Below are 17,875 nucleotides of genomic sequence, written 5' to 3'. Positions count from 1 at the left end.
TCCAATACACAGTTCTGCTTGATTAATCAGTGGAGGAGATAAGGTGTGGTCATGGAGCTCCGACAGGTCCGTTACTTCCTCGCTCTCGCCGAGGAGTGCCACTTCGGCCGCGCCGCGCAGCGCCTGCACGTGGCCCAGTCGGCCCTCTCCCAGCAGCTCAAGCAGCTGGAGCGACAGCTGGGCACGCAGCTGTTCACCCGGTCCACACGGCGCGTGGAGCTCACCGAGGCCGGCCGCCATCTGGTCAGCCATGTGCGATCGATCCTGGCCGAGGTGGAGCGGGCGGAGGAGCAGATGGCTCTGCTCGCCACCGGCCGTACCGGACGTGTCTCCATCGGGTTCGTTGGCACCGCCACCTACGACGTCCTGCCACGGATCGCCCGCACGGTACGCGCGCAACTGCCGGGCGTGTCCCTGGAACTGCGCGGTGAGCTGCTCAATCCCGAACTGGTCGACGGCCTGCTCGCAGGCAGCTACGACCTGGCCCTCCTGCGCACCGACACTCCGGTGGACGCCGCCGTCGAGGTCACCACCCTCCGGTCCGAACGGCTGGTGGCCGTCCTGCCCACCGGCCATCCGCTGGCAGGCCGCCGTGAGATCCCCCTCGCGGCACTCGCCGACGAGCCGATCGTCGTCCACCCCTCCCGTGACCGTTCCTCCATGCACGGCCGGGTCCTCGCAGCGTGCGCCCGGGCCGGCTTCGAACCCTCCGCTCTGGTCGAGGTCGGCGAGACCGCGACGCTGGTCGTGTTCGTCGCCGCGGGCCACGGAGTCGCCCTGGTCCCGGAGTCGGTGCAGAGTCTCCGCCTCGACGGTGTGACGTACCTGCCGCTCGTCGAGACAGAAACCGTCGACCTGGGTCTGGCGCGTCGAGCGGGCCCGAACTCACCGGCCGCGGAACAGGTCGCAGCGGTCATCGAGGCATGCGTGAGGCGGTGAGCAGCCGATCGAGCCTCGACGGCGGCGGCCCGGAGAGCAGGGCAGCAGGGCCTCATTTTGAGGCCCTGCTGCCCACTGCGCGGCTCTATCGGTGGCGAGGAGGGTCGGGCGACTGTACGGGCGTCACCCCGGGCGCGTTTCTCACGTCTGCCCCGCGAGGGGACGCGCGGTCCCGCCGACACCCTCGTGACCTGGGGCCACTGCCGCTTCCGGTGTGTGGGGAACCAGCCCGACCAGCAGGGCGCCGATGACGCCGGGTACGGCGAGTGCGTAGAAGTTCCACTGGAACGCCAGCCCGGCTCCGATGATGAGCCCGAGCAGCGGAGGGGCGAGCATCGAGCCGAGGCGGCCGAACCCCAGCGTCCAGCCCATCGCTGTGGCGCCCATACGTACCGGATAGTGCTTGGAGACATAGGCGAGGACGAACGACTGTGTGCCCATCGCCCCGACGCCACCCAGTGCGACGGCCGCGTACAGCACCGTCGTGGGCAGTCGCAGGCTGAGCAGTATGACGGCCACGCTGGACACGAGGTAGGTCGTGGTGATGATCGGTTTGGAGCCGAATCGGTCCGCCGCCAGGGAAATGACGATCGTGCCGACGACGGCTCCGATGTTGAACACGAGGAGGAAGCCGAGCGAGGAGCCCGCGGAGTAGCCGGCGCGACGCATGATCTCCGGGAGCCAGGTGTTGAAGCCGTAGATCATGAAGAGGCACAGGCATGTCATCACGAGGAAGCACGCCGTCGCTCCGACGTAGCTGCGTGAGAAGAGTGCCCGTACCGGCGACATGCTGTCCGAGTCCCTACCGCCGGACGGGCTCTGCTCGGGCGCCGGTACGCCTTGCTGCGTGTCGTCCGAGGTGATGTTCCAGCGGTCCGCGATCCTGTCGGCCTCGGCGTGCCGCCCCTTCGCCCGGAGGAACGTGATCGACTCCGGCAGAAACCTGATGGCCAGCGGCAGGACGAGGAGCAGCGGGAGGAGGCCGAGGAGGAACATCACCTGCCAGCCGAACCGGGGCAGCACGAAGATTCCGGTGAGGGCGGCGATGATGCCGCCTACGGGGAAGCCGCTGAAGAGGGTCGCGAAGACCAGGTTGCGCGTCCTGGGGTGCGAGTACTCGCCGACCAGCGCGCTCGCGGTCGGCAGCACGCCGCCGAGACCGAGGCCGGCGAGGAAGCGGAAGAGGCCGAACACCTCCGGGGAGGTGGCCGTCGCACACAGGCCTGTCATCACCGAGAACCAGATCAGGCAGCCGATCAGCATCTTGCGTCGGCCCAGAGTGTCGGTGAGCGTGCCGACCGTCGTGGCTCCGATGAGCATCCCGACGAGAGCGAATGAACCGATCAGACCGGCACCGGCGGGAGTGAGGCCCCACCCGGGTTCGTGGAGCAGGGACGGAATCACCGCGCCGTAGACGACGACGTCGTACCCGTCGGCTACCACGGTGATCCCACAGATCGCGAGTACCAGCAGTGTCACTGGGGGCCAGGTGGTGTTGCCACGACTTCCTCTGCGGCTGTCTTCGTGCATGACGGTTCCTCTCACATGGCTCTGCTGTTGCGGTGAGGGTTCTCTCGCTCGGGCGAGGACGGCGGCTCTTCCCGATGTTCTGGCGGCGTCGTGTGTTACTCGCCTCGCACCGCTAAGTGTGCACACTGCTACAGGCATGTAAAGAGTTACGTGCAGGAAATCGCTCTACGCCCTCACATTGGTGCGATGTGACGAACGTGAGTGTATGCACATCTAGAGTTCACACCGGGCTGCTCAGGGCGAACACCTCACGCCTCGGCGCCGGCCCCCCGGGCTCGCGAGATACCGCGGCCGGCCAGGACGACCGCCGGCACCAGCAGGTGGGTCCGGGCATCGGCACCCACGACGGACAGGGCCGCGATGACGCGGCCTTTTGAGTCGGTGATCGGTGCCGCCACCGAGTAGGCGTCCGGGCTCATCTCCTCGCGCACGACGGCGACGCCGGTCCGCCGGCATTCCGCCAACGCCGCACGCAGTGCGGCGGGATCGGTGATGGTCCTGGGTGTGAAGCCGGTGAGGCCGTGCCGTACGACCTCGCCGAACAGCTCCTCGCCGGCGTGGGCCAGCAGCATCTGCCCGACGGCGGACGCGTGCAGGGGCAGCCGTCCTCCGACCCCGGAGACCACCGGAACCGCTCCTGTCGTGGAGATCCGTTCGACGACGAGGGCGTCGGTGCCGTCGAGGACGGCCAGCTGTACGTGCTGGTGCGTGGCGGCGTGCAGGTCCTCCATCACCGGCATCGCCCGGACGCGCAGCGGTAGCCCCCGTGGGTTGAGGCTGCCCAGCTCCCACAGGCGCAGGCCGATGACGTAGGCGCCACTGGGGACACGTTCCAGTGCTCCCCACGCGGTCAGTTCGCCGGCCAGCCGGTGCGCGGTGGCGTGGCTGAGGCCGGTGATCCGGCATATCTGGGCGAGCGTCAGCTCCGGGCGTTCCGGCGTGTACGCCCCCAGGATCGCCAGGGCCCGAGAGGTGACCGTGCGCCCGCGGTCGTTGCTGTTGGCCGTTTTGGCTCCCTACTCGATGTCCATTCAGCGGACATCGTACTGACTCGGGCGAGGCCGATCGCGGAATCTCACCACCAGGCGGCGAGGCCCTCCACGGGATGACGCGAGGGAGACGCCGCTGCCGTCGGCTGCGGAGGTCGCCGCCGGTCCCACTCACCGATGAAAGGAGGCCGGGCATGCGCATGACCGTGACGCCGCGGGACCGCGGCGGTCATGACACCGACTCGGCAGACAGGCCGTTGATGCGTTTCGAGCACGAGACGCTGCCTCAGAGGGTGTGTTTCGCCTCGGGCGAGGCGGCGTCGACGCTACGGGCCGAGGTGGCGCGGCTCGGCGCCACGCGGGTGATGGTGATCGCGGCAGCGGCGGAAGAGGAGCTTGCGCAGCAGGTCACCGCCGGCCTTCCGGTCGCGCTGCGGTGGAGCGAGGTGGTGATGCACGTTCCCGTGGAGGTCGCCGAGCGGGCACGTGCCGCCGCGGCCGTGCACGAGGTGGACTGCCTGGTCAGTGTCGGTGGGGGCTCCACCACCGGACTGGCGAAGGCGATCGCGTTGACCGCGGACGTGCCCATAGTGGCCGTCCCCACCACCTACGCGGGCTCGGAGGCCACGAGTGTGTGGGGTCTGACCGAGCGAGCGCGCAAGACCACGGGGGTGGACGCGCGAGTCCTGCCCCGCTCGGTGGTGTACGACGCGACGCTGACCGTGTCCTTGCCGGTGCCGATGAGTGTCGCCTCGGGGCTGAACGCGCTGGCGCACTGCGTCGACGCGATGTGGGGCCCACGCGTCGATCCGATCGACCGGGCGCTGGCAGGGGAGGGGATCCACGCGTTGGCGACCGGGCTGCCCGCGGTGATGGCCGACCCGGCCGGCCTTCCGGGCCGCGAGCGGACGCTGTACGGGACGTATCTGTCGGCCGTGGCGTTCTCGTCGGCGGGATCGGGGCTGCACCACAAGATCTGCCACGTCCTCGGCGGCAGGTACGACCTGCCTCACGCCCAGACCCACGCGGTGGTGCTGCCGTACGTGCTGGCCTTCAACGCACGCCGCGCCCCGGAGGCCGAGCGGCGGATCGCGGCCGCGTTCGGAGCGCGGTCGGCGATCGAAGGGCTCCAGCGCCTTCGGCACGCCGTGGACGCGCCGAAGGCGCTGCGCGACTACGGGCTGAAGGAGTCCGATGTCGACGACGCGGTGCAGGCGGTCCTGGACGTGGTGCCGGCCGGCAATCCGCGTCCGGTGACGGCCGGCTCTCTCCAGCGCCTGCTGCGTTCCGCCTGGCGGGGGGCGGACCCGAGCGCGATGACCGATGGCATGGAGGACTGATGTTGACGAGTGAGCAGAACCGGACTGCCGAGCAGCAGGAGCGTGAGCAGGCCCTGGTCGAGCAGGTCGTGGCCTCGTTCGAGACCGCGAAGGACCCGCGCCTGAAGCAGCTGACGCAGGCGCTGACCCGGCACCTGCACGCGTTCCTGCGCGAGGTGCGGCTGACCGAGGCGGAATGGGCGTCCGCGATCGAGTTCCTCACCGCGGCAGGGCACATCACCGACGACAAACGGCAGGAGTTCATTCTGCTGTCGGACGTGCTGGGGGCGTCCATGCAGACGATCGCGATCAACAACGAGGCCTACGCGAACGCGACGGAGGCGACCGTGCTCGGGCCGTTCTTCGTCGAGGGCTCACCCGAGATCCCGCTGGGCGGGGACATCTCCTTCGGCGCCGCCGGGCAGCCGTGCTGGGTCGAGGGCACGGTCACCGGAACCGACGGCGAACCCGTGCCAGGTGCGCGCATCGAGGTGTGGGAAGCCGACGAGGACGGTTTCTACGACGTGCAGTACGACGACGACCGCGTGGCGGCTCGGGGTCACCTCGTCGCCGACGAGAGGGGCCACTACCGGTTCTGGGCGATCACCCCGACGCCGTACCCGATCCCGCACGACGGACCCGTCGGTGCGCTGCTGGCCGCGGTCGGCCGTTCCCCCATGCGCGCCTCGCACCTGCACTTCGACGTCCGTGCCGACGGCAAGCGGACCCTGATCACCCACATCTTCGTCCGGGGCGACGAACTCCTCACCTCCGACTCCGTGTTCGGCGTCAAGGACTCGCTCGTCCACGACTTCGTGGAGCATCCCGCGGCGACCCCCACCCCCGACAGACGCGACGTGGCAGGCCGTGCCTGGTCCAGCGTCCGCTTCGACATCGTCCTCGCTCCCGCACAGACAGGAGTCTGCGAATGAACAGACACGACAACCAGCACACGCCCGACCTGCGCGTAGCCGTGATCGGCGGAGGAATCGGCGGTCTCGCGACCGCGGCCTTCCTGCACCGGGCGGGGATCGGGGCGACCGTGTACGAGCAGGCTCCCGCCCTGACCGCGGTCGGTGCCGGTCTGGTCGTCTCTCCCAACGCCGTGCGGCTGCTGGGCAGCCTCGGTCGACTGGATCTCTTCCGGGAACGCGCGGTGCCGCTGCGGGCCGGATGGGAGTTCCGGCGCTGGGAGGACGGGCGCGTGCTCTTCTCCCAGGACCTCGGCGAGGAATGCGAACGGCGCTTCGGTGAGCAGAGCTACGTCGCGCACCGCGCCGATCTCCTCGACGCGGTGCGGTCGGCCGTCCCCGAGGCGTCGCTGCGTCTGGGCCTGCGGCTCGCCGGTCTCCACCGGCTGGACGAAGGCGTCGAGCTGACCTTCACCGACGGATCACGGGAGGTCGCCGACGTCGTCATCGGTGCCGACGGCGTGCACACCACCGTCGGTCGGTTCGTGGCCGAAGCGGAAGCACCGCGTTTCTCGGGCATGTGCGCCTACCGCTCCCTCGTACCGGCCCAGAGCGCGCCGGCTTTCGCACGCCGTCCGGTACAGACCCTGTGGCTCGGCCCGGACCGCCACCTCGTGCACTACCCGATCTCCGCGGGCACACAGATCAACATCGTCGCGTTCGGGCCCGCACACGACTGGACGACGGAGTCCTGGTCGGCCGAGGGCCGGATCGAGGACCTGCGCGCCGAGTTCGCCGGATGGTCCGAGGGTCTGACGGAGCTGCTCGCGGCGGCGGAGCGCGTGGGGCGGTGGGCGCTGCTCGACCGGGATCCGCTGCCCCGCTGGACGAACGGGCCCGTCGCGTTGCTGGGCGATGCGGCGCACCCGATGTTCCCCTTCTTCGCGCAGGGGGCGGCGCAGGCGATGGAGGACGCCGCCGTCCTGGCCGGCTGCCTCGCCGACCAGCCGGAAGACCCCTCTGCCGCGCTGCGCCGCTACGAGGACGTCCGTCGTCCGCGGGCCACCCGGGTGCAGCTGATGAGCCGGGGCAGGGCGGAGAGCAACCACCTGCCCGACGGGCCTGCACAGCGGGCCAGGGACGCGTCGTTCGCGAACGAGGATCCCTTGGCGCACAACGGCTGGATCTACGGGCACGACGCGGAGCTGGCCCTGCGAGAAGCACCGGTGTGAGTGCTCGGTCCGCGTCGCCGGAGTGGGGACGCCGGGCCCGGGCCGAGGCGGCCTGCTGGTGAGTGAACTGGTGGGTAAACGTCGTACGCCATGCCAAGGGCTCCGTACGCCTCCGCGTGGAGGAACTGATTCTCGACCAGCCATCAACGTCCTGGCAGTCGCCGACTCGCCGCTGAGTTTCACCGCCGGTGCAACGGAGGTCTTCAATGCCGACAATCGAGACGGATCACTTGGAGATCCGTCAACTCGTCGAGAGCTGGGCGCTGTGGCGTGACGCAGGCGACTGGGAACGGTTCGCCACCGTCTGGCACCCGGCAGACGGCTGGATGACAGCCACCTGGTTCCAGGGCCCGGCGACGGACTTCATCGCCGTGAGCCGGGAGGGATTCGACAACGGGGTCAGCATCCTGCACTTCCTCGGCGGACACACCGCCGACGTAGTGGGTGACCGCGCCATCGCCCAGACCAAGATGACCATCAACCAGCGGGCCATGGTCGACGGGGTGGAGGTCGACGTCGTCTGCACGGGACGTTTCTACGACTTCTGCGCCCGCCACGAGGGCGCGTGGAAGATCGTGCGCCGACAGCCGATCTACGAGAAGGACCGCCTCGACGTGGTCGATCCTTCCGCGTCGCTCAACCTGGACCCGCAGTTGCTGCGCCGCTTCCCGGTCGGCTACCGCCACCTCGGTTACCTGCAGACCAAGGCCGGCTTCACGGTGAAGGCCGGGCTGCCGGGCCTGACCGGTGACGTCGTCCAGCGTCTCTACCGTGAAGGGGCGCAGTGGCTGGCCGGTGCCGGCACTCCAGGCGATCCCCACTGACCCCAAGGAACGGTCCGCATGCAACGCTCAGAAAACTCCGTCGCCCGACGCCTGACCGTGGGTATCTTCCCCGGCGCGGGCGCCGTCCATCTCTACCACGCCCTCGACTCCGGGTACTTCCAGAAGGCAGGACTGGAGGTGGACCTCGTCCAGGTCGTCTCCTCCGACCAGCAGATGGCCGGCTGGAACGACGGCGACTACGACATCATGCACACCTCCCCCGACCACCTCCTGCGCGGACTGCTGACGCGGGACCCGGTTGCCGTCCAGGCCGAGGGTATGGGCGAACTCGCCGTGCACCGGCGTCCCGGCTCACCGTTGCCGACGGACCGGTGGGCGGTCGACAACGCGCAAAGCGCCTTCGCGTTCGTCCTGCGTGCCGTACTCGCCGATGTCGTCGGCGCGCCGGTCACCGACGCGCAACTCGTTTCGGTGGGCGGCACTCTGCAGAGGTTCCAGGCACTGCCGACAGGCGCTGTGGACGGGACCACTCTCCATCCGCCCTTCGACGTCCTTGCCGCGGAGAAGGGATACCCGCGTCTCGGCGGCCACCTTCAGGTGGCACCCGACATCCTCACCGGTGTGGTGGTGGTGCCGCGCACAGCCGCCACCACGCCGCACATCCGCGCCTACCTCGACGTCTGCCGCGCGAGCACGGCAGAGCTTGTGACCTCCGGGGCGTCGGGCACAGAAGCTGCTCTGGTGCGACACGGCTTGCCGAAGTCCGCCGCCCAGGCTGCGGCACCCGGCCTCCTCGGGCCCGCAGGATTGTCCACCTCACCCGACGTGACCCTGCGCGGCATCGAGGCGGTGGCCGACCTGCGCCGCCGTTTCACTCCGGCCTGGCAGCCCTCCTGCCCGCTCCAGTCGCTGATCGGCCCCGGAGCGGAGCGCTGAGCTTCCCGACGGCACGGCGACCGCGACCACGTTCGGGTAGTGGATACAGTGCAGCCCCGCCCTTGGGGCGGTCATAGAGGGAAGAACCGGCAGGGAATGCTCCCTGCCGGTTTCGGCGTACCACCACTGCATACACCTGGGTAGACTCCGGGTATGAGCAGGAGGAGGGGCGAGACCCCTGAGGAACCACGGTCGGCGGACAACGGAAGCAATGCGTCGCAGGTCCCGTTCGAGTCGACGGGCGGGATGCCCGGGCCGGCCGTGGGCGGACGCCGACTCGCCCTTGACGTCCACGGACGCCTGCGGCAGATGATCCTCAGCGGTGAACTGCCGCCGGGGTCTGCGCTGCTCCAGGCCGAGATGGCACGGAAACTGGGCGTCAGCCGCACGCCGATGCGCGAGGCGTTCCGGCTCCTCCAGGAAGAGGGGCTCATCGACGCGCAGCCCGACCAGCGGGCGAGGGTGCGGGCGGTGGACCCGGAGGACCTCGACGGCGTCTATGGGGCCCGCATCATGCTCGAAGCGCTCGCAGTGAGCGTGACGGCCAAGTCGCTTGCGCCCGGGGACCTCCAGCGCATGGCGGAAGCACTGAAGCGCATGCAGGAACTGGCGGGGGACGACCGGCTGGACGAGTGGCATGCGGCGCACAGGGAATTCCACCGCATTCCGACGCAGGCTGTGGGACCGCATCTGCAGCGAATGCTCGAGTCGCTCGGCGAGCACAGCGAGCGCTACATCCGGCTGGCCCAACTGGGCGTACCCAGCTCATGGGCACGGGCGCACACAGAGCACGAAGCACTGCTGGAGGCGCTGCGACTGAGCGACCAGGACGAAGCGGTGCGTGTGATGGCTCGCCATCTCGCGCGCACCGCCTTGAACGTGCTGGCGGACGTCGCCCCGGAGTACGAACCCGCGGCCACGCGCACTGCGCTGGGGATCGCGGGCAACGGGCAGTCCTGACGTCAGGTCTGCCCGGCGGGCGGGCGGTGGCTGACGGTGCCTTCCGGTGCCCTGCTTCTTGAACCGACCCGCCCGGCCCGGTACTGCTGGTCGCCTGGCCTCGCTATGGGGGGTGACGACATTTCATCGTCACCCGGAGGCCCCCGTCGGACCGACCGGGGCCGGGTTTCTATGCGTCCCAGTCGCCGGGGCCCAGAGTGAGTGCGACCCGCCCGAGGCTGCTGTCGTCCTCCATGTAGCGGTGGGCGTCGGCGGCCCGGGCGATGGGGAAGGTGCGGTCGACGACAGCGCGGAAGCCGCGCTCGACCTCGGTCCACAGCGCGTCGACCGCGGCGGCGTTTCCGGTGCGTACGCCGATGATGCGGTGGCAGTCGGAGTACAGGCGCCGCAGATCGACCTGGACCTTGCCGCCGAGGAACGCACCGGAGGTGACCACGGTGCCGCCGCGGGCCAGTGTGTCGAGGGTGGCGTCCCAGATCGCCGGGTCACCGAGGTTGTCGACGGCGATGTCCACGCCGTGACCGCCGGTGGCCTCGCGCACGCGGTCGACGAGGTCGGGGGCGGTGGTGTCGAGTACGACTTCGGCGCCGCCCGCGGCCAGAGCCTTGCGCTTCTCCGCCGAGCGGGAGGTGGCGATGATCCTCGCGCCGAGGTGCTGGGCGTAGGCGGCGGTGGTGGAGCCGAGGGCGGAGGCGGCGCCCTGGACCAGTACCCACTGCCCGGGGCGCAGCCCCGCCTGGGCCAGCTGGTTGGCGGCCACCGCGCCGACGAGTGCCAGGGATGCCGCCATCGCGGCGGGAATGTCGTGCGGCACCCGGTGAACGTTGCGCGCGGGCACCGCGCAGTACTCGGCGTACGCACCGGGGCGATGGGTGCCTATCACGCCCAGGTCTGGACAGACTTCCTCGCGGCCCTCCACGCAGAAGGCGCAGCTGCCGCAGGCGACTGCGGGAAACACCGCCACGCGGTCCCCGACCCGGACGGAGTCCACACCGTCTCCCACAGCGGCGACGACGCCCGCATGGTCGGCGCCCAGCACGTGGGGCGGCTCGATCTTGGCGTAGGGATGGTTGCCCGCGCGGGCCGTGAGGTCGAGCAGGCGGCCGATGCCGACTGCAGCGACCTGGACGAGGACCTCGCCCGGGCCGGGCCGGGGCGTCACGATCGTGGCCTGCTCCAGCACGTCGGGTGGTCCGAATTGACGGAACACCATGGCCCGCATCACGTCGGGCACGGGCAGCAGGTCCGGCCAGCCCAGTTCAGTAGCCGTGTTGTTCATGACGTCACCACCGTGTTCTCCAGGCGGCCGATCCGCTCGATCTCGACGACGACCTCGTCCCCGGCGGCCAGGAACTCCCCGCGCGGCGCTCCGACGCCGGCCGGTGTGCCGGTGAGGATGACGTCCCCGGGCTCGAGTCGGGTGAGGCGGCTCGCCGCCGCGACTACTTCGGCTGTCGGCACCATCATCTGCGCCGTCGAGGAGTCCTGCTTCACCACACCGTTGACACTCAACCGGATCCGCAGGTTCTGCGGGTCGGGGATCTGCCAGGCGGGCACGACTCCCGGGCCGAGCGGGCAGAAGCCGTCCTGGCCCTTGTGGCCGACCCAGTCGTAGGTGAACGGTTTGCCCACCGGCTTGGGGGCGGTGAGCCGGTCTCTGGCCGAGATGTCGTTCGCCGCCAGGTAGCCGGCCACGTGATCGAGGGCCTGCTCGGGCGAGAGGTTGCGGCCGGTGCGGCCGATGACGACGGCGAGTTCCGCCTCCCAGTCGACACGGGCGCCCGGGTAGGAGGGCAGCGGTACAGGGTCTCCCGGTCCGGTCACGGTCGTCGTGGGCGGCTTGAGGAAGAAGAACGGATCACCCAGCTCGTCCGGCGGCTCCACGCCCATCTCGGCACAGTGGTCCCAGTAGTTGGCGCCCGCGCAGAGCACCTTGCCCGGGTAGGTGAGCGGGGGAGCGAGCCGGGCACCGGCGATGACGTCCGAAGCCGCCGGGGTCCATTCCCGCAGCAGCGGTGCGAGAGAGTCCCATCGGCTCAGCACCTCCATCAGCGACCGGCCTTCCGTCCCGGGCGGCCCTTGGACGATGCTCCCTCCGACGCTCACGCCGACGGCGAGCTTCTCCGAGTCGTCCATCCGGTACTGCACCAGCGACCATTCAGGAAATTGCATGATTCCTCCGACACGCGGCTCTCTCAGGGAAACAGAACCATAGTGGATACACATTGGTCGCGGAAGGGAGGGTTGCGCGATACATGACGAGTGCTGACGGGGGGTGATTGCGCGATCAATGGGTTGAGGTGTAAAAGATTCCGCCCGGTACTAGACGTTCCGCTCTGTAGGTGTACACACTTGTCGTGGTGTGGCGCGTGAGTGACGCGGATCCACCGGAACCATGAGGAGTACACAATGTTGCGTGTCAAAGGCCTCCTGCACTACGGACTCCAAGTGCCTTCGCTGGATGCGGGTGCGAGCTTTTACCACGCGTTCGGGCTGGAGACGGCGGAGCGCGGCAGCGCGGTGGTGATTCGTTGCGACGGCCGGGAGCAGGATCAGACGGTGCTGATGGAAGGGCCGGTCAAGAGGCTCCATCACGTGGCCTTCGCGGTGGAACCGGATTCCCTGCCGGAGTGGCAGCGCCACATCGAGGGCATGGGGCTGAAGCTGCTGGACGCGCCGGCCGAGGTGCCCGGCGGGCTGTGGCTGCGGGATCACGAGGGCAACCTGATCAACCTCCGTGACGAGGGGATCGCCTCCTGGCGCGAGTTCGGCACCACGGACGCGCAGGACGCCAACGTCGGCGACCGCGTCCGGCGGGTCGACCAGGCCCGCTGGCTGAACGCGGACGCGAAGCCGCGCCCCCAGCGCCTCGGGCACATGCTGATCTTCAGCTCCGATCTGGTCGCCTCCGAGGCCTTCTACACCCGCACGCTCGGGCTCCGTCTGTCGGATCGCATCCCCGGTATCGCCACCTTCCTGAACTCGGGCCCCGGCGATCACCATGTCTTCGGTTTCGTCCCGGCGGCCCACCCCGGCCTGCACCACTCCAGTTGGATGGTGTCCGACATCGACCAGATCGCCATGGGCGCGCAGAACATGTCCGCGGCGGGCTACTCCAAGGGCTGGGGGCTGGGACGCCACACCCTCGGCTCGAACCTGTTCCACTACATCCAGGACCCCTGGGGCAGTTGGATCGAGTACTCCGGCGACATGGACCGCATCACCGAGAACTGGAAGCCGAACGACTGGGACTGCCCGGCCGCCGTCTGGAGCCCCGAGATGCCGGCCGAATTCATCACCAACCAGGAAGAGAAGCCTGCCTGAGTTTCGCCGTTCCCGACCGCCGGACGCCCCGGGCATGCAACAGGGTTCCTCGCAGCCTTCTTGGCCGCCGCCACCGCGCCGTCGATCCTCGACCTCGTAGGGGCCGGACGGAGTTCAGTCGCTGTCGTCGATCGGCGGGGTGAGGTGCGCGGTGACGAGTTCGGTGTCGGCCTCTATGGGGCCGGTGTCCGTCGCTCCTCCGGGGTGTCCGAGCGGTTCGGTGTGGCCCGGCAGCGGTTCGGCGAAGAAGCGGGGGTTGTCGGTCACGTGGGCCTGTCGGTCGTCGGCCGGACGGACAGGACTGTCACGGGGACTCTTTGACGAGTTGGCTCCGGGCTCCTGACGTGTTCATCTGGGCCCAGATGCTCGGTCTGCAGCCGTAGCGTCCAGGGTGTCGGTCGACACGGGCCCGCAGTGCTCCTTGGTGCCCCGCGCGGTGTGGCACGGCAGAGGCATGAACATCATGGTGACGCTGTGACTTCAAGTCAGGATGCCCACCGCACTCCCTTCCCCGTCTCAGCGAGTGCGAGGCCAGGCTGTGATCCTGATCGGTGTCGGTCCCCACAAGTCGTCCCACACCGCTGTAGCGGTCGACCCTGTCGGCCACCAGGTGGCCCAGCGGCGGTTCGTCGTCAACGCCGGCACCTTCCGCCGGCTGCTGCGCCCAGTGGTCCGAATGCCGCTTCGCCATCGAAGGCGCCCGGGGTCTGGGCCGTACGCTCGCGCGCTGCGAAACCTACGCCACCTTGAACTCGATCTGGGTGATGGCTGGTCCGTCGCCGGTGACCTGGCCTTCGCTGATGGACTCTGTCCAGGAGCCATCCTTTTGGAGCTTCGCCAAGACCGTGGGGGAAAGGCTGACCGTGATCTGGATGCCGCCCCCGGAGGACGGGGCACGGTCTATGCGGATGTCGTTGCTCATACTGGCGAAGTTACATCCAACGCGCCGGTCAGCATGGGTAGTTGGCGTTTTACCCAAGGTCGCGAGGTTACGGGCTGGTAGGTCCTGTCAACAGGATATCGGTCGTCCGGCACGGCCAAACTCCAGCATCAGCCGACCAGTTCACGGCATACGGCCGCGACAGCAGTGTCGGTTGAATCCGGCTTCTTGGCGCGGACCGGAGGCATCGTGCCGAAGCGGTGGAGTATGTGCTCAGAAGAAGCCTGCTCTGTTGCCGCTCTGCGGCACGGCGTGGCTGTGAACAGGAACTGAGCGTCACGCGAGGGCCTAGAGCCAGTCCCGCCGCTTGAAAATCACGTACAGACTCACGCAGACGACCCCCATCAAGCCGATCGCGAAGGGGTATCCGAAGCTCCACCCCAACTCGGGCATGTCCTCGAAGTTCATGCCGTAGATGGTTCCGACCAGCGTCGGAGCGAAGAGGATCGCCGCCCAGGACGAGATTTTCTTGATCTCCTCGTTCTGCTCGAACCCCGCCTCCGCCAACGCCCGCATCTCCGCGTTCTGTTGCTGGGTGACCAGCGTGGCGTTCACCGTCAGGATGTCCGTCAGGGCCTGGCGGAAGCCGTCGACGCGTTCGCTGGTGTGGGTGACGTGGTCGGCCACGTCACGCAGGTAGCGCTGGAGTTCCTCGTCCGTGCCGTACTTCGCGAAGCCTGCCATCAGGCTGTGCAGCATGCCGACCAGGGGGCGGGTGGCGCGCTGGAACTCGACCATCTCGCGGGAGAGTTCGTAGATACGGCGGGAGACTTCCGGGTCGCCCCGGAAGACCTCGGTCTCGATCTCGTCGACGTCGTTCTGGACGCCCTCGACGACCGGTGCGTAACCGTCGACGACCGCGTCCAGGATCGCGTACAGCACCGCCTCCGGGCCCAGCTTCAGCAGCTCCGGGGTCTCCTCCATACGGCGGCGTACGGCCGACAGGTCCGGGGCAGCGCCGTGGCGGACCGTGATCAGGAAGTCGGGGCCGATGAAGACGTGCAGCTCGCCGAAGTCGACCTCCTCGACCGCGTCCAGATAGCGGGCGGCGCTCAGGACGACGAAGAGTGTGTCGCCGTAGCGTTCCAGCTTCGGGCGCTGGTGTGCCTCCAGCGCGTCCTCGACGGCGAGTGGATGCAGGTCGAACTCGGCGGCCAGGGAGAGGAGTTCGGCCTCTGTCGGGCGGGCCAGGCCGATCCACGCCATGCCGTCAGGTTCGTCGCGCAGCTCGCGGAAGGTGTCGGCGAGGGTGGCGGGCGTCGAGACGCGCACGCCGTCGCGGTAGAGGGCCGCGTGCACGATGCTGTCGGCCGGTTCGTCCGGCGCCGGGGGAAGCGGGCCGCTGCGCGGGACGGCGGACTGCGCGGGCGGTGCGGAGGGCGGCGTCAGGGCGCGCCGCCAGGCGGACTTCCGCCCGTTCTTCGAGGCTTGGCGGGCACGTCGCTCGGACATCGCGGCTGCTCCTGTCTCGACGGTGCTCGAACGTGCGTTCAGGTGCGGCTGGGTGGATCACGGAGCAGGATATACGGGTCAAATGACGTGGGCTCCCCGGGCCGGGTAGACGTTCGGACGGGGTGCGGTAAGGATTGCGGACCGAAACTGTCCGCAAGTAGGGCTAGCGTACGAAACATGCGGAACACGACGAAGGCAACCTCGACGGCCCCGGACACCGCTCTGGAGGAGCCCCCGAGGGCGGCTCGGAAGGCGGCTCCGAAGCCTGGCCCGGAGACGACTCCGAAGTCCGGCCGGACGAGGGACTCGGCAACAATCGCGGCCCAGGCTCCCGTTACCCCCGGTTCCGGCCCCGCCACCCCCGCCCCTCTCCTCGGCCCTCGTGCCCTGAACCGTGCCACCCTTGCTCGGCAGTTGCTTCTCGACCGGTCGTCGATGTCCGCCAAGGACGCGCTCGCGCACCTTCTCGGGCTCCAGGCGCAGAACGTGAAGCCGCCGTACTACGCGCTCGCCGCCCGTCTCGACGGGTTCGGGCCCGAGGAGCTGTCCCGGCTCATGGCCGACCGGGAGGCCGTCCGCATCGTCACCATGCGTTCGACCATCCACACCCACACCGCCGACGACTGCCTCACCCTGCGACCGCTCGTCCAGCCTGCCCGGGACCGCGAACTCGCCTACTTCCGCAAGGGACTTGTGGGCGTAGACCTCGACCGGCTCACCACCCTCGCCCGCGACCTCGTCGAGGGCGAGGACGGGCCGCGCACGATGAAGCAGCTGCGCGAGGCGCTCCTCGCCGAGTGGCCGGACGCCGACCCGCAGGCTCTGGGCGTCGCTGCCCGTTGCCGGCTCCCGCTCGTTCAGGTCACCCCGCGTGGCCTGTGGGGCCGCAGTGGACAGGTCGCCCTCACCACCGCCGAGCACTGGCTGGGCCGGCCGGCCGAGGAGACCCCGGCCCCGGACGCGACCGTGCTGCGCTACCTCGCCGCCTTCGGTCCGGCCTCCGTGAAGGACATGCAGACCTGGGCCGGTCTGACCCGGCTGCGCGACGCCTTCGAACGGCTCCGCCCGCGGCTGCTCACCTTCCGCGACGAGCACGGCACCGAGCTCTTCGACCTGCCCGACGCTCCCCGCCCCGACCCGGACACCCCCGCCCCGCCGCGCTTCCTGCCCGAGTTCGACAACCTGCTCCTCTCCCACTCCGACCGCACCCGCGTCGTCCCCGCCGACCTCAAGGGCCGTACCTGGACGGGAAATCAGGCGCACTGCACCCTGCTCGTCGACGGCTTCCTGGCGGGCCTGTGGCGGCTGGCGGACGGCACGCTCACCATCGAGTCCTTCGGCAGGCTCACAAAGGACCAGCGGGCGGCGGTAGTTGGGGAGGCGGAACGGATGCTGGGGGTGCTGCACCCGGATGCCGCGTACGGCATCCGGTTCGGGACCGTCGTACGAGGATGACGGCCGGAAACGTGGATAGGGGGCGCTGCGGACCGCTCGTGGCCGGTCCGCAACGCCCCCTGGCATTCACCTGAGGGGTACTCAGGAGACTGTGGTGGCTGTACCTCTGGTGGTTACGACGCGACCTCGGCCGCTACCAGGTTCGAGAAGGTGGTCAGCCGGGTGTAGACCCCGGGGTAGCCGGCCGCGGCGCAGCCCTCGCCCCAGGAAGTGATGCCGGCCAGGACGCCGCCGATCATGAACGGGCCGCCGCTGTCGCCCTGGCAGGTGTCGGTGCCGCCGGCGGTGTATCCGGCGCAGACCATGTCGCTCGCGATGTAGCTGGAGCCGTACGAGCTGGTGCAGCTGGCGTTGGAGACGGTCGGGACCGTCGCCGTGCGCAGCTGGTTGGAGGAGCTGCCGTTCGAGGAGGTGGTGCCCCAGCCGATGATGCGGGCGGTGGTGCCGGCCGCGTACACGCTCGTCTGGGACGAGGTGACGTAGGACGCCGTGGTGTACGGCATCGAGGTGGCGAGGGTCAGCACGGCCACGTCGTCGCCGTTGGTGGCGTCGGTGTAGCTCGGGTGGATCCAGATGTCGGTGACCCGGCTGACCGTGCCGTTCGTGCCGTTGCGGTAGGTGCGGCCGCCGACGACTCTGACGCTGCTCGTGGTCTCGTCGACCATACAGTGGGCGGCGGTCACGACCTTGGTGGCCGAGACGAGGGTGCCACCGCAGAACTGGTTCTGCGAGGAGTCCGTGATCTGCATGACGTAGGGGTACGCCGACGCGGTGGTCGTGGTACCGCCGACGATGGGCTGGGGAGCGGCGACTGCGCTGGGGGAGGCGATCAGTGCGGTCGTGGCGGCGGCAGCGGTGGCCACCATGACAGCGGCGGCCTTCTTGGCCTGGGCGAGCCCGAACATGGGGTTCTCCTCTTGGGGATTGCACCGGTGGGGGGACGCGCGGGTGTGGGGGGTGCTGCACGGGGCGTTGGTGCTGACCCGTGTGCCCGGCGAGCGGCACAACCACAAGGTAGGAGCCGGATAAGGTCCCTCCCAATGAGGGAACCCCCTAGGCGAGTTGGGGGAGGGAAAACCCTCGGTCGTACGGGGTGGACGGCG

The 17,875-nt window shown here is 69.4% G+C and carries 17 protein-coding genes and 1 pseudogene; 9 read left to right on the top strand and 9 right to left on the bottom strand.

Annotated features, from left to right (window positions below; translation table 11 throughout):
* The first annotated feature begins 51 nt into the window (after nt 1-51).
* On the top strand, nt 52-939 hold the full coding sequence (locus ACH4TV_RS22990; RefSeq protein WP_398400934.1) for a LysR substrate-binding domain-containing protein: 888 nt from the start codon (nt 52-54) through the stop codon (nt 937-939).
* Nucleotides 940-1,080: 141 nt separating this feature from the next.
* Here ACH4TV_RS22990 and ACH4TV_RS22985 read toward each other — a convergent pair whose 3' ends face one another.
* The 3 genes and pseudogenes from ACH4TV_RS22985 to ACH4TV_RS22975 form a co-directional block, all read right to left on the bottom strand.
* Nucleotides 1,081-2,469 carry an MFS transporter gene (locus ACH4TV_RS22985; RefSeq protein WP_398400932.1) on the bottom strand — a complete coding sequence of 463 codons (1,389 nt, stop codon included), beginning with the start codon at nt 2,467-2,469 and terminating at the stop codon, nt 1,081-1,083.
* 248 nt (nt 2,470-2,717) lie between these two features.
* A complete protein-coding gene (locus ACH4TV_RS22980; protein ID WP_398400930.1) occupies nt 2,718-3,209 on the bottom strand; it encodes an IclR family transcriptional regulator in 492 nt (163 codons plus the stop codon).
* 87 nt (nt 3,210-3,296) lie between these two features.
* A pseudogene (locus tag ACH4TV_RS22975) lies at nt 3,297-3,431 on the bottom strand (helix-turn-helix domain-containing protein); the annotation flags it as partial.
* Between the two features lie 287 nt (nt 3,432-3,718).
* Here ACH4TV_RS22975 and ACH4TV_RS22970 point away from each other — a divergent pair.
* From ACH4TV_RS22970 to ACH4TV_RS22945, 6 genes are all read left to right on the top strand, one after another.
* Nucleotides 3,719-4,798 (top strand): maleylacetate reductase, encoded by a 1,080-nt coding sequence (locus tag ACH4TV_RS22970; protein WP_398401608.1) that lies wholly within the window; start codon nt 3,719-3,721, stop codon nt 4,796-4,798.
* On the top strand, nt 4,798-5,709 hold the full coding sequence (locus ACH4TV_RS22965) for a dioxygenase (RefSeq protein ID WP_398400928.1): 912 nt from the start codon (nt 4,798-4,800) through the stop codon (nt 5,707-5,709). The genes ACH4TV_RS22970 and ACH4TV_RS22965 overlap by 1 nt, the downstream gene beginning before the upstream one ends.
* A complete protein-coding gene (locus ACH4TV_RS22960; protein WP_398400926.1) occupies nt 5,706-6,920 on the top strand; it encodes an FAD-dependent monooxygenase in 1,215 nt (404 codons plus the stop codon). Before ACH4TV_RS22965 ends, ACH4TV_RS22960 begins: the two co-directional genes overlap by 4 nt.
* Nucleotides 6,921-7,126: 206 nt before the next feature.
* On the top strand, nt 7,127-7,744 hold the full coding sequence (locus ACH4TV_RS22955; RefSeq protein WP_398400924.1) for a nuclear transport factor 2 family protein: 618 nt from the start codon (nt 7,127-7,129) through the stop codon (nt 7,742-7,744).
* Between the two features lie 18 nt (nt 7,745-7,762).
* On the top strand, nt 7,763-8,641 hold the full coding sequence (locus tag ACH4TV_RS22950; protein WP_398400922.1) for an ABC transporter substrate-binding protein: 879 nt from the start codon (nt 7,763-7,765) through the stop codon (nt 8,639-8,641).
* 153 nt (nt 8,642-8,794) lie between these two features.
* Nucleotides 8,795-9,601 (top strand): GntR family transcriptional regulator, encoded by an 807-nt coding sequence (locus tag ACH4TV_RS22945; protein ID WP_398400920.1) that lies wholly within the window; start codon nt 8,795-8,797, stop codon nt 9,599-9,601.
* A gap of 169 nt (nt 9,602-9,770) precedes the next feature.
* Here ACH4TV_RS22945 and ACH4TV_RS22940 read toward each other — a convergent pair whose 3' ends face one another.
* Nucleotides 9,771-10,880, bottom strand: coding sequence for an alcohol dehydrogenase catalytic domain-containing protein (locus ACH4TV_RS22940; RefSeq protein WP_398400918.1), 1,110 nt, complete (start codon nt 10,878-10,880; stop codon nt 9,771-9,773).
* Nucleotides 10,877-11,773, bottom strand: a complete 897-nt coding sequence (locus ACH4TV_RS22935) for a fumarylacetoacetate hydrolase family protein (RefSeq protein ID WP_398400916.1) — start codon at nt 11,771-11,773, stop codon at nt 10,877-10,879. The genes ACH4TV_RS22940 and ACH4TV_RS22935 overlap by 4 nt, the downstream gene beginning before the upstream one ends.
* 237 nt (nt 11,774-12,010) lie before the next feature.
* On the opposite strand from ACH4TV_RS22935, the gene ACH4TV_RS22930 reads away from it, so the two are divergent.
* On the top strand, nt 12,011-12,925 hold the full coding sequence (locus ACH4TV_RS22930) for a VOC family protein (RefSeq protein WP_398400915.1): 915 nt from the start codon (nt 12,011-12,013) through the stop codon (nt 12,923-12,925).
* A gap of 114 nt (nt 12,926-13,039) precedes the next feature.
* On the opposite strand, the gene ACH4TV_RS22925 is transcribed toward ACH4TV_RS22930, so the two are convergent.
* The 3 genes from ACH4TV_RS22925 to ACH4TV_RS22915 form a co-directional block, all read right to left on the bottom strand.
* Complete coding sequence (locus ACH4TV_RS22925) at nt 13,040-13,192, bottom strand: hypothetical protein (protein WP_398400913.1); 153 nt, start codon at nt 13,190-13,192, stop codon at nt 13,040-13,042.
* Between the two features lie 469 nt (nt 13,193-13,661).
* Nucleotides 13,662-13,847: a hypothetical protein gene (locus tag ACH4TV_RS22920; RefSeq protein ID WP_398400911.1), complete on the bottom strand. Its 186-nt coding sequence runs from the start codon at nt 13,845-13,847 to the stop codon at nt 13,662-13,664.
* Nucleotides 13,848-14,153: 306 nt separating this feature from the next.
* On the bottom strand, nt 14,154-15,317 hold the full coding sequence (locus ACH4TV_RS22915; RefSeq protein WP_398400909.1) for a magnesium and cobalt transport protein CorA: 1,164 nt from the start codon (nt 15,315-15,317) through the stop codon (nt 14,154-14,156).
* Nucleotides 15,318-15,494: 177 nt separating this feature from the next.
* Here ACH4TV_RS22915 and ACH4TV_RS22910 point away from each other — a divergent pair, with 177 nt between their 5' ends.
* Complete coding sequence (locus ACH4TV_RS22910) at nt 15,495-16,772, top strand: winged helix DNA-binding domain-containing protein (RefSeq protein WP_398400908.1); 1,278 nt, start codon at nt 15,495-15,497, stop codon at nt 16,770-16,772.
* Between the two features lie 113 nt (nt 16,773-16,885).
* Here the strand turns inward: ACH4TV_RS22910 and ACH4TV_RS22905 are convergent, their stop codons facing one another.
* On the bottom strand, nt 16,886-17,677 hold the full coding sequence (locus tag ACH4TV_RS22905; RefSeq protein ID WP_398400906.1) for a S1 family serine peptidase: 792 nt from the start codon (nt 17,675-17,677) through the stop codon (nt 16,886-16,888).
* Nucleotides 17,678-17,875 lie beyond the last annotated feature (198 nt).

Origin of the sequence: Streptomyces sp. NPDC020898, assembly GCF_044333925.1 — a bacterium.
Classification (GTDB): domain Bacteria; phylum Actinomycetota; class Actinomycetes; order Streptomycetales; family Streptomycetaceae; genus Streptomyces.
The sequence above is the reverse complement of the archived record's forward strand: the minus strand, read 5'-3'. Positions and strand labels throughout refer to the sequence as shown.

Bases quoted from the DNA above. Each gene is read 5' to 3' on its own strand.
- ACH4TV_RS22980 (WP_398400930.1), bottom strand. From the start codon at position 3,209: ATGCCGGTGATGGAGGACCTGCACGCCGCCACGCACCAGCACGTACAG.
- ACH4TV_RS22915 (WP_398400909.1), bottom strand. From the start codon at position 15,317: ATGTCCGAGCGACGTGCCCGCCAAGCCTCGAAGAACGGGCGGAAGTCC.
- ACH4TV_RS22950 (WP_398400922.1), top strand. From the start codon at position 7,763: ATGCAACGCTCAGAAAACTCCGTCGCCCGACGCCTGACCGTGGGTATC.
- ACH4TV_RS22965 (WP_398400928.1), top strand. From the start codon at position 4,798: ATGTTGACGAGTGAGCAGAACCGGACTGCCGAGCAGCAGGAGCGTGAG.
- ACH4TV_RS22935 (WP_398400916.1), bottom strand. From the start codon at position 11,773: ATGCAATTTCCTGAATGGTCGCTGGTGCAGTACCGGATGGACGACTCG.
- ACH4TV_RS22930 (WP_398400915.1), top strand. From the start codon at position 12,011: ATGTTGCGTGTCAAAGGCCTCCTGCACTACGGACTCCAAGTGCCTTCG.
- ACH4TV_RS22990 (WP_398400934.1), top strand. From the start codon at position 52: ATGGAGCTCCGACAGGTCCGTTACTTCCTCGCTCTCGCCGAGGAGTGC.
- ACH4TV_RS22905 (WP_398400906.1), bottom strand. From the start codon at position 17,677: ATGTTCGGGCTCGCCCAGGCCAAGAAGGCCGCCGCTGTCATGGTGGCC.
- ACH4TV_RS22955 (WP_398400924.1), top strand. From the start codon at position 7,127: ATGCCGACAATCGAGACGGATCACTTGGAGATCCGTCAACTCGTCGAG.
- ACH4TV_RS22970 (WP_398401608.1), top strand. From the start codon at position 3,719: ATGCGTTTCGAGCACGAGACGCTGCCTCAGAGGGTGTGTTTCGCCTCG.
- ACH4TV_RS22910 (WP_398400908.1), top strand. From the start codon at position 15,495: ATGCGGAACACGACGAAGGCAACCTCGACGGCCCCGGACACCGCTCTG.
- ACH4TV_RS22940 (WP_398400918.1), bottom strand. From the start codon at position 10,880: ATGAACAACACGGCTACTGAACTGGGCTGGCCGGACCTGCTGCCCGTG.
- ACH4TV_RS22960 (WP_398400926.1), top strand. From the start codon at position 5,706: ATGAACAGACACGACAACCAGCACACGCCCGACCTGCGCGTAGCCGTG.
- ACH4TV_RS22945 (WP_398400920.1), top strand. From the start codon at position 8,795: ATGAGCAGGAGGAGGGGCGAGACCCCTGAGGAACCACGGTCGGCGGAC.
- ACH4TV_RS22920 (WP_398400911.1), bottom strand. From the start codon at position 13,847: ATGAGCAACGACATCCGCATAGACCGTGCCCCGTCCTCCGGGGGCGGC.
- ACH4TV_RS22985 (WP_398400932.1), bottom strand. From the start codon at position 2,469: ATGCACGAAGACAGCCGCAGAGGAAGTCGTGGCAACACCACCTGGCCC.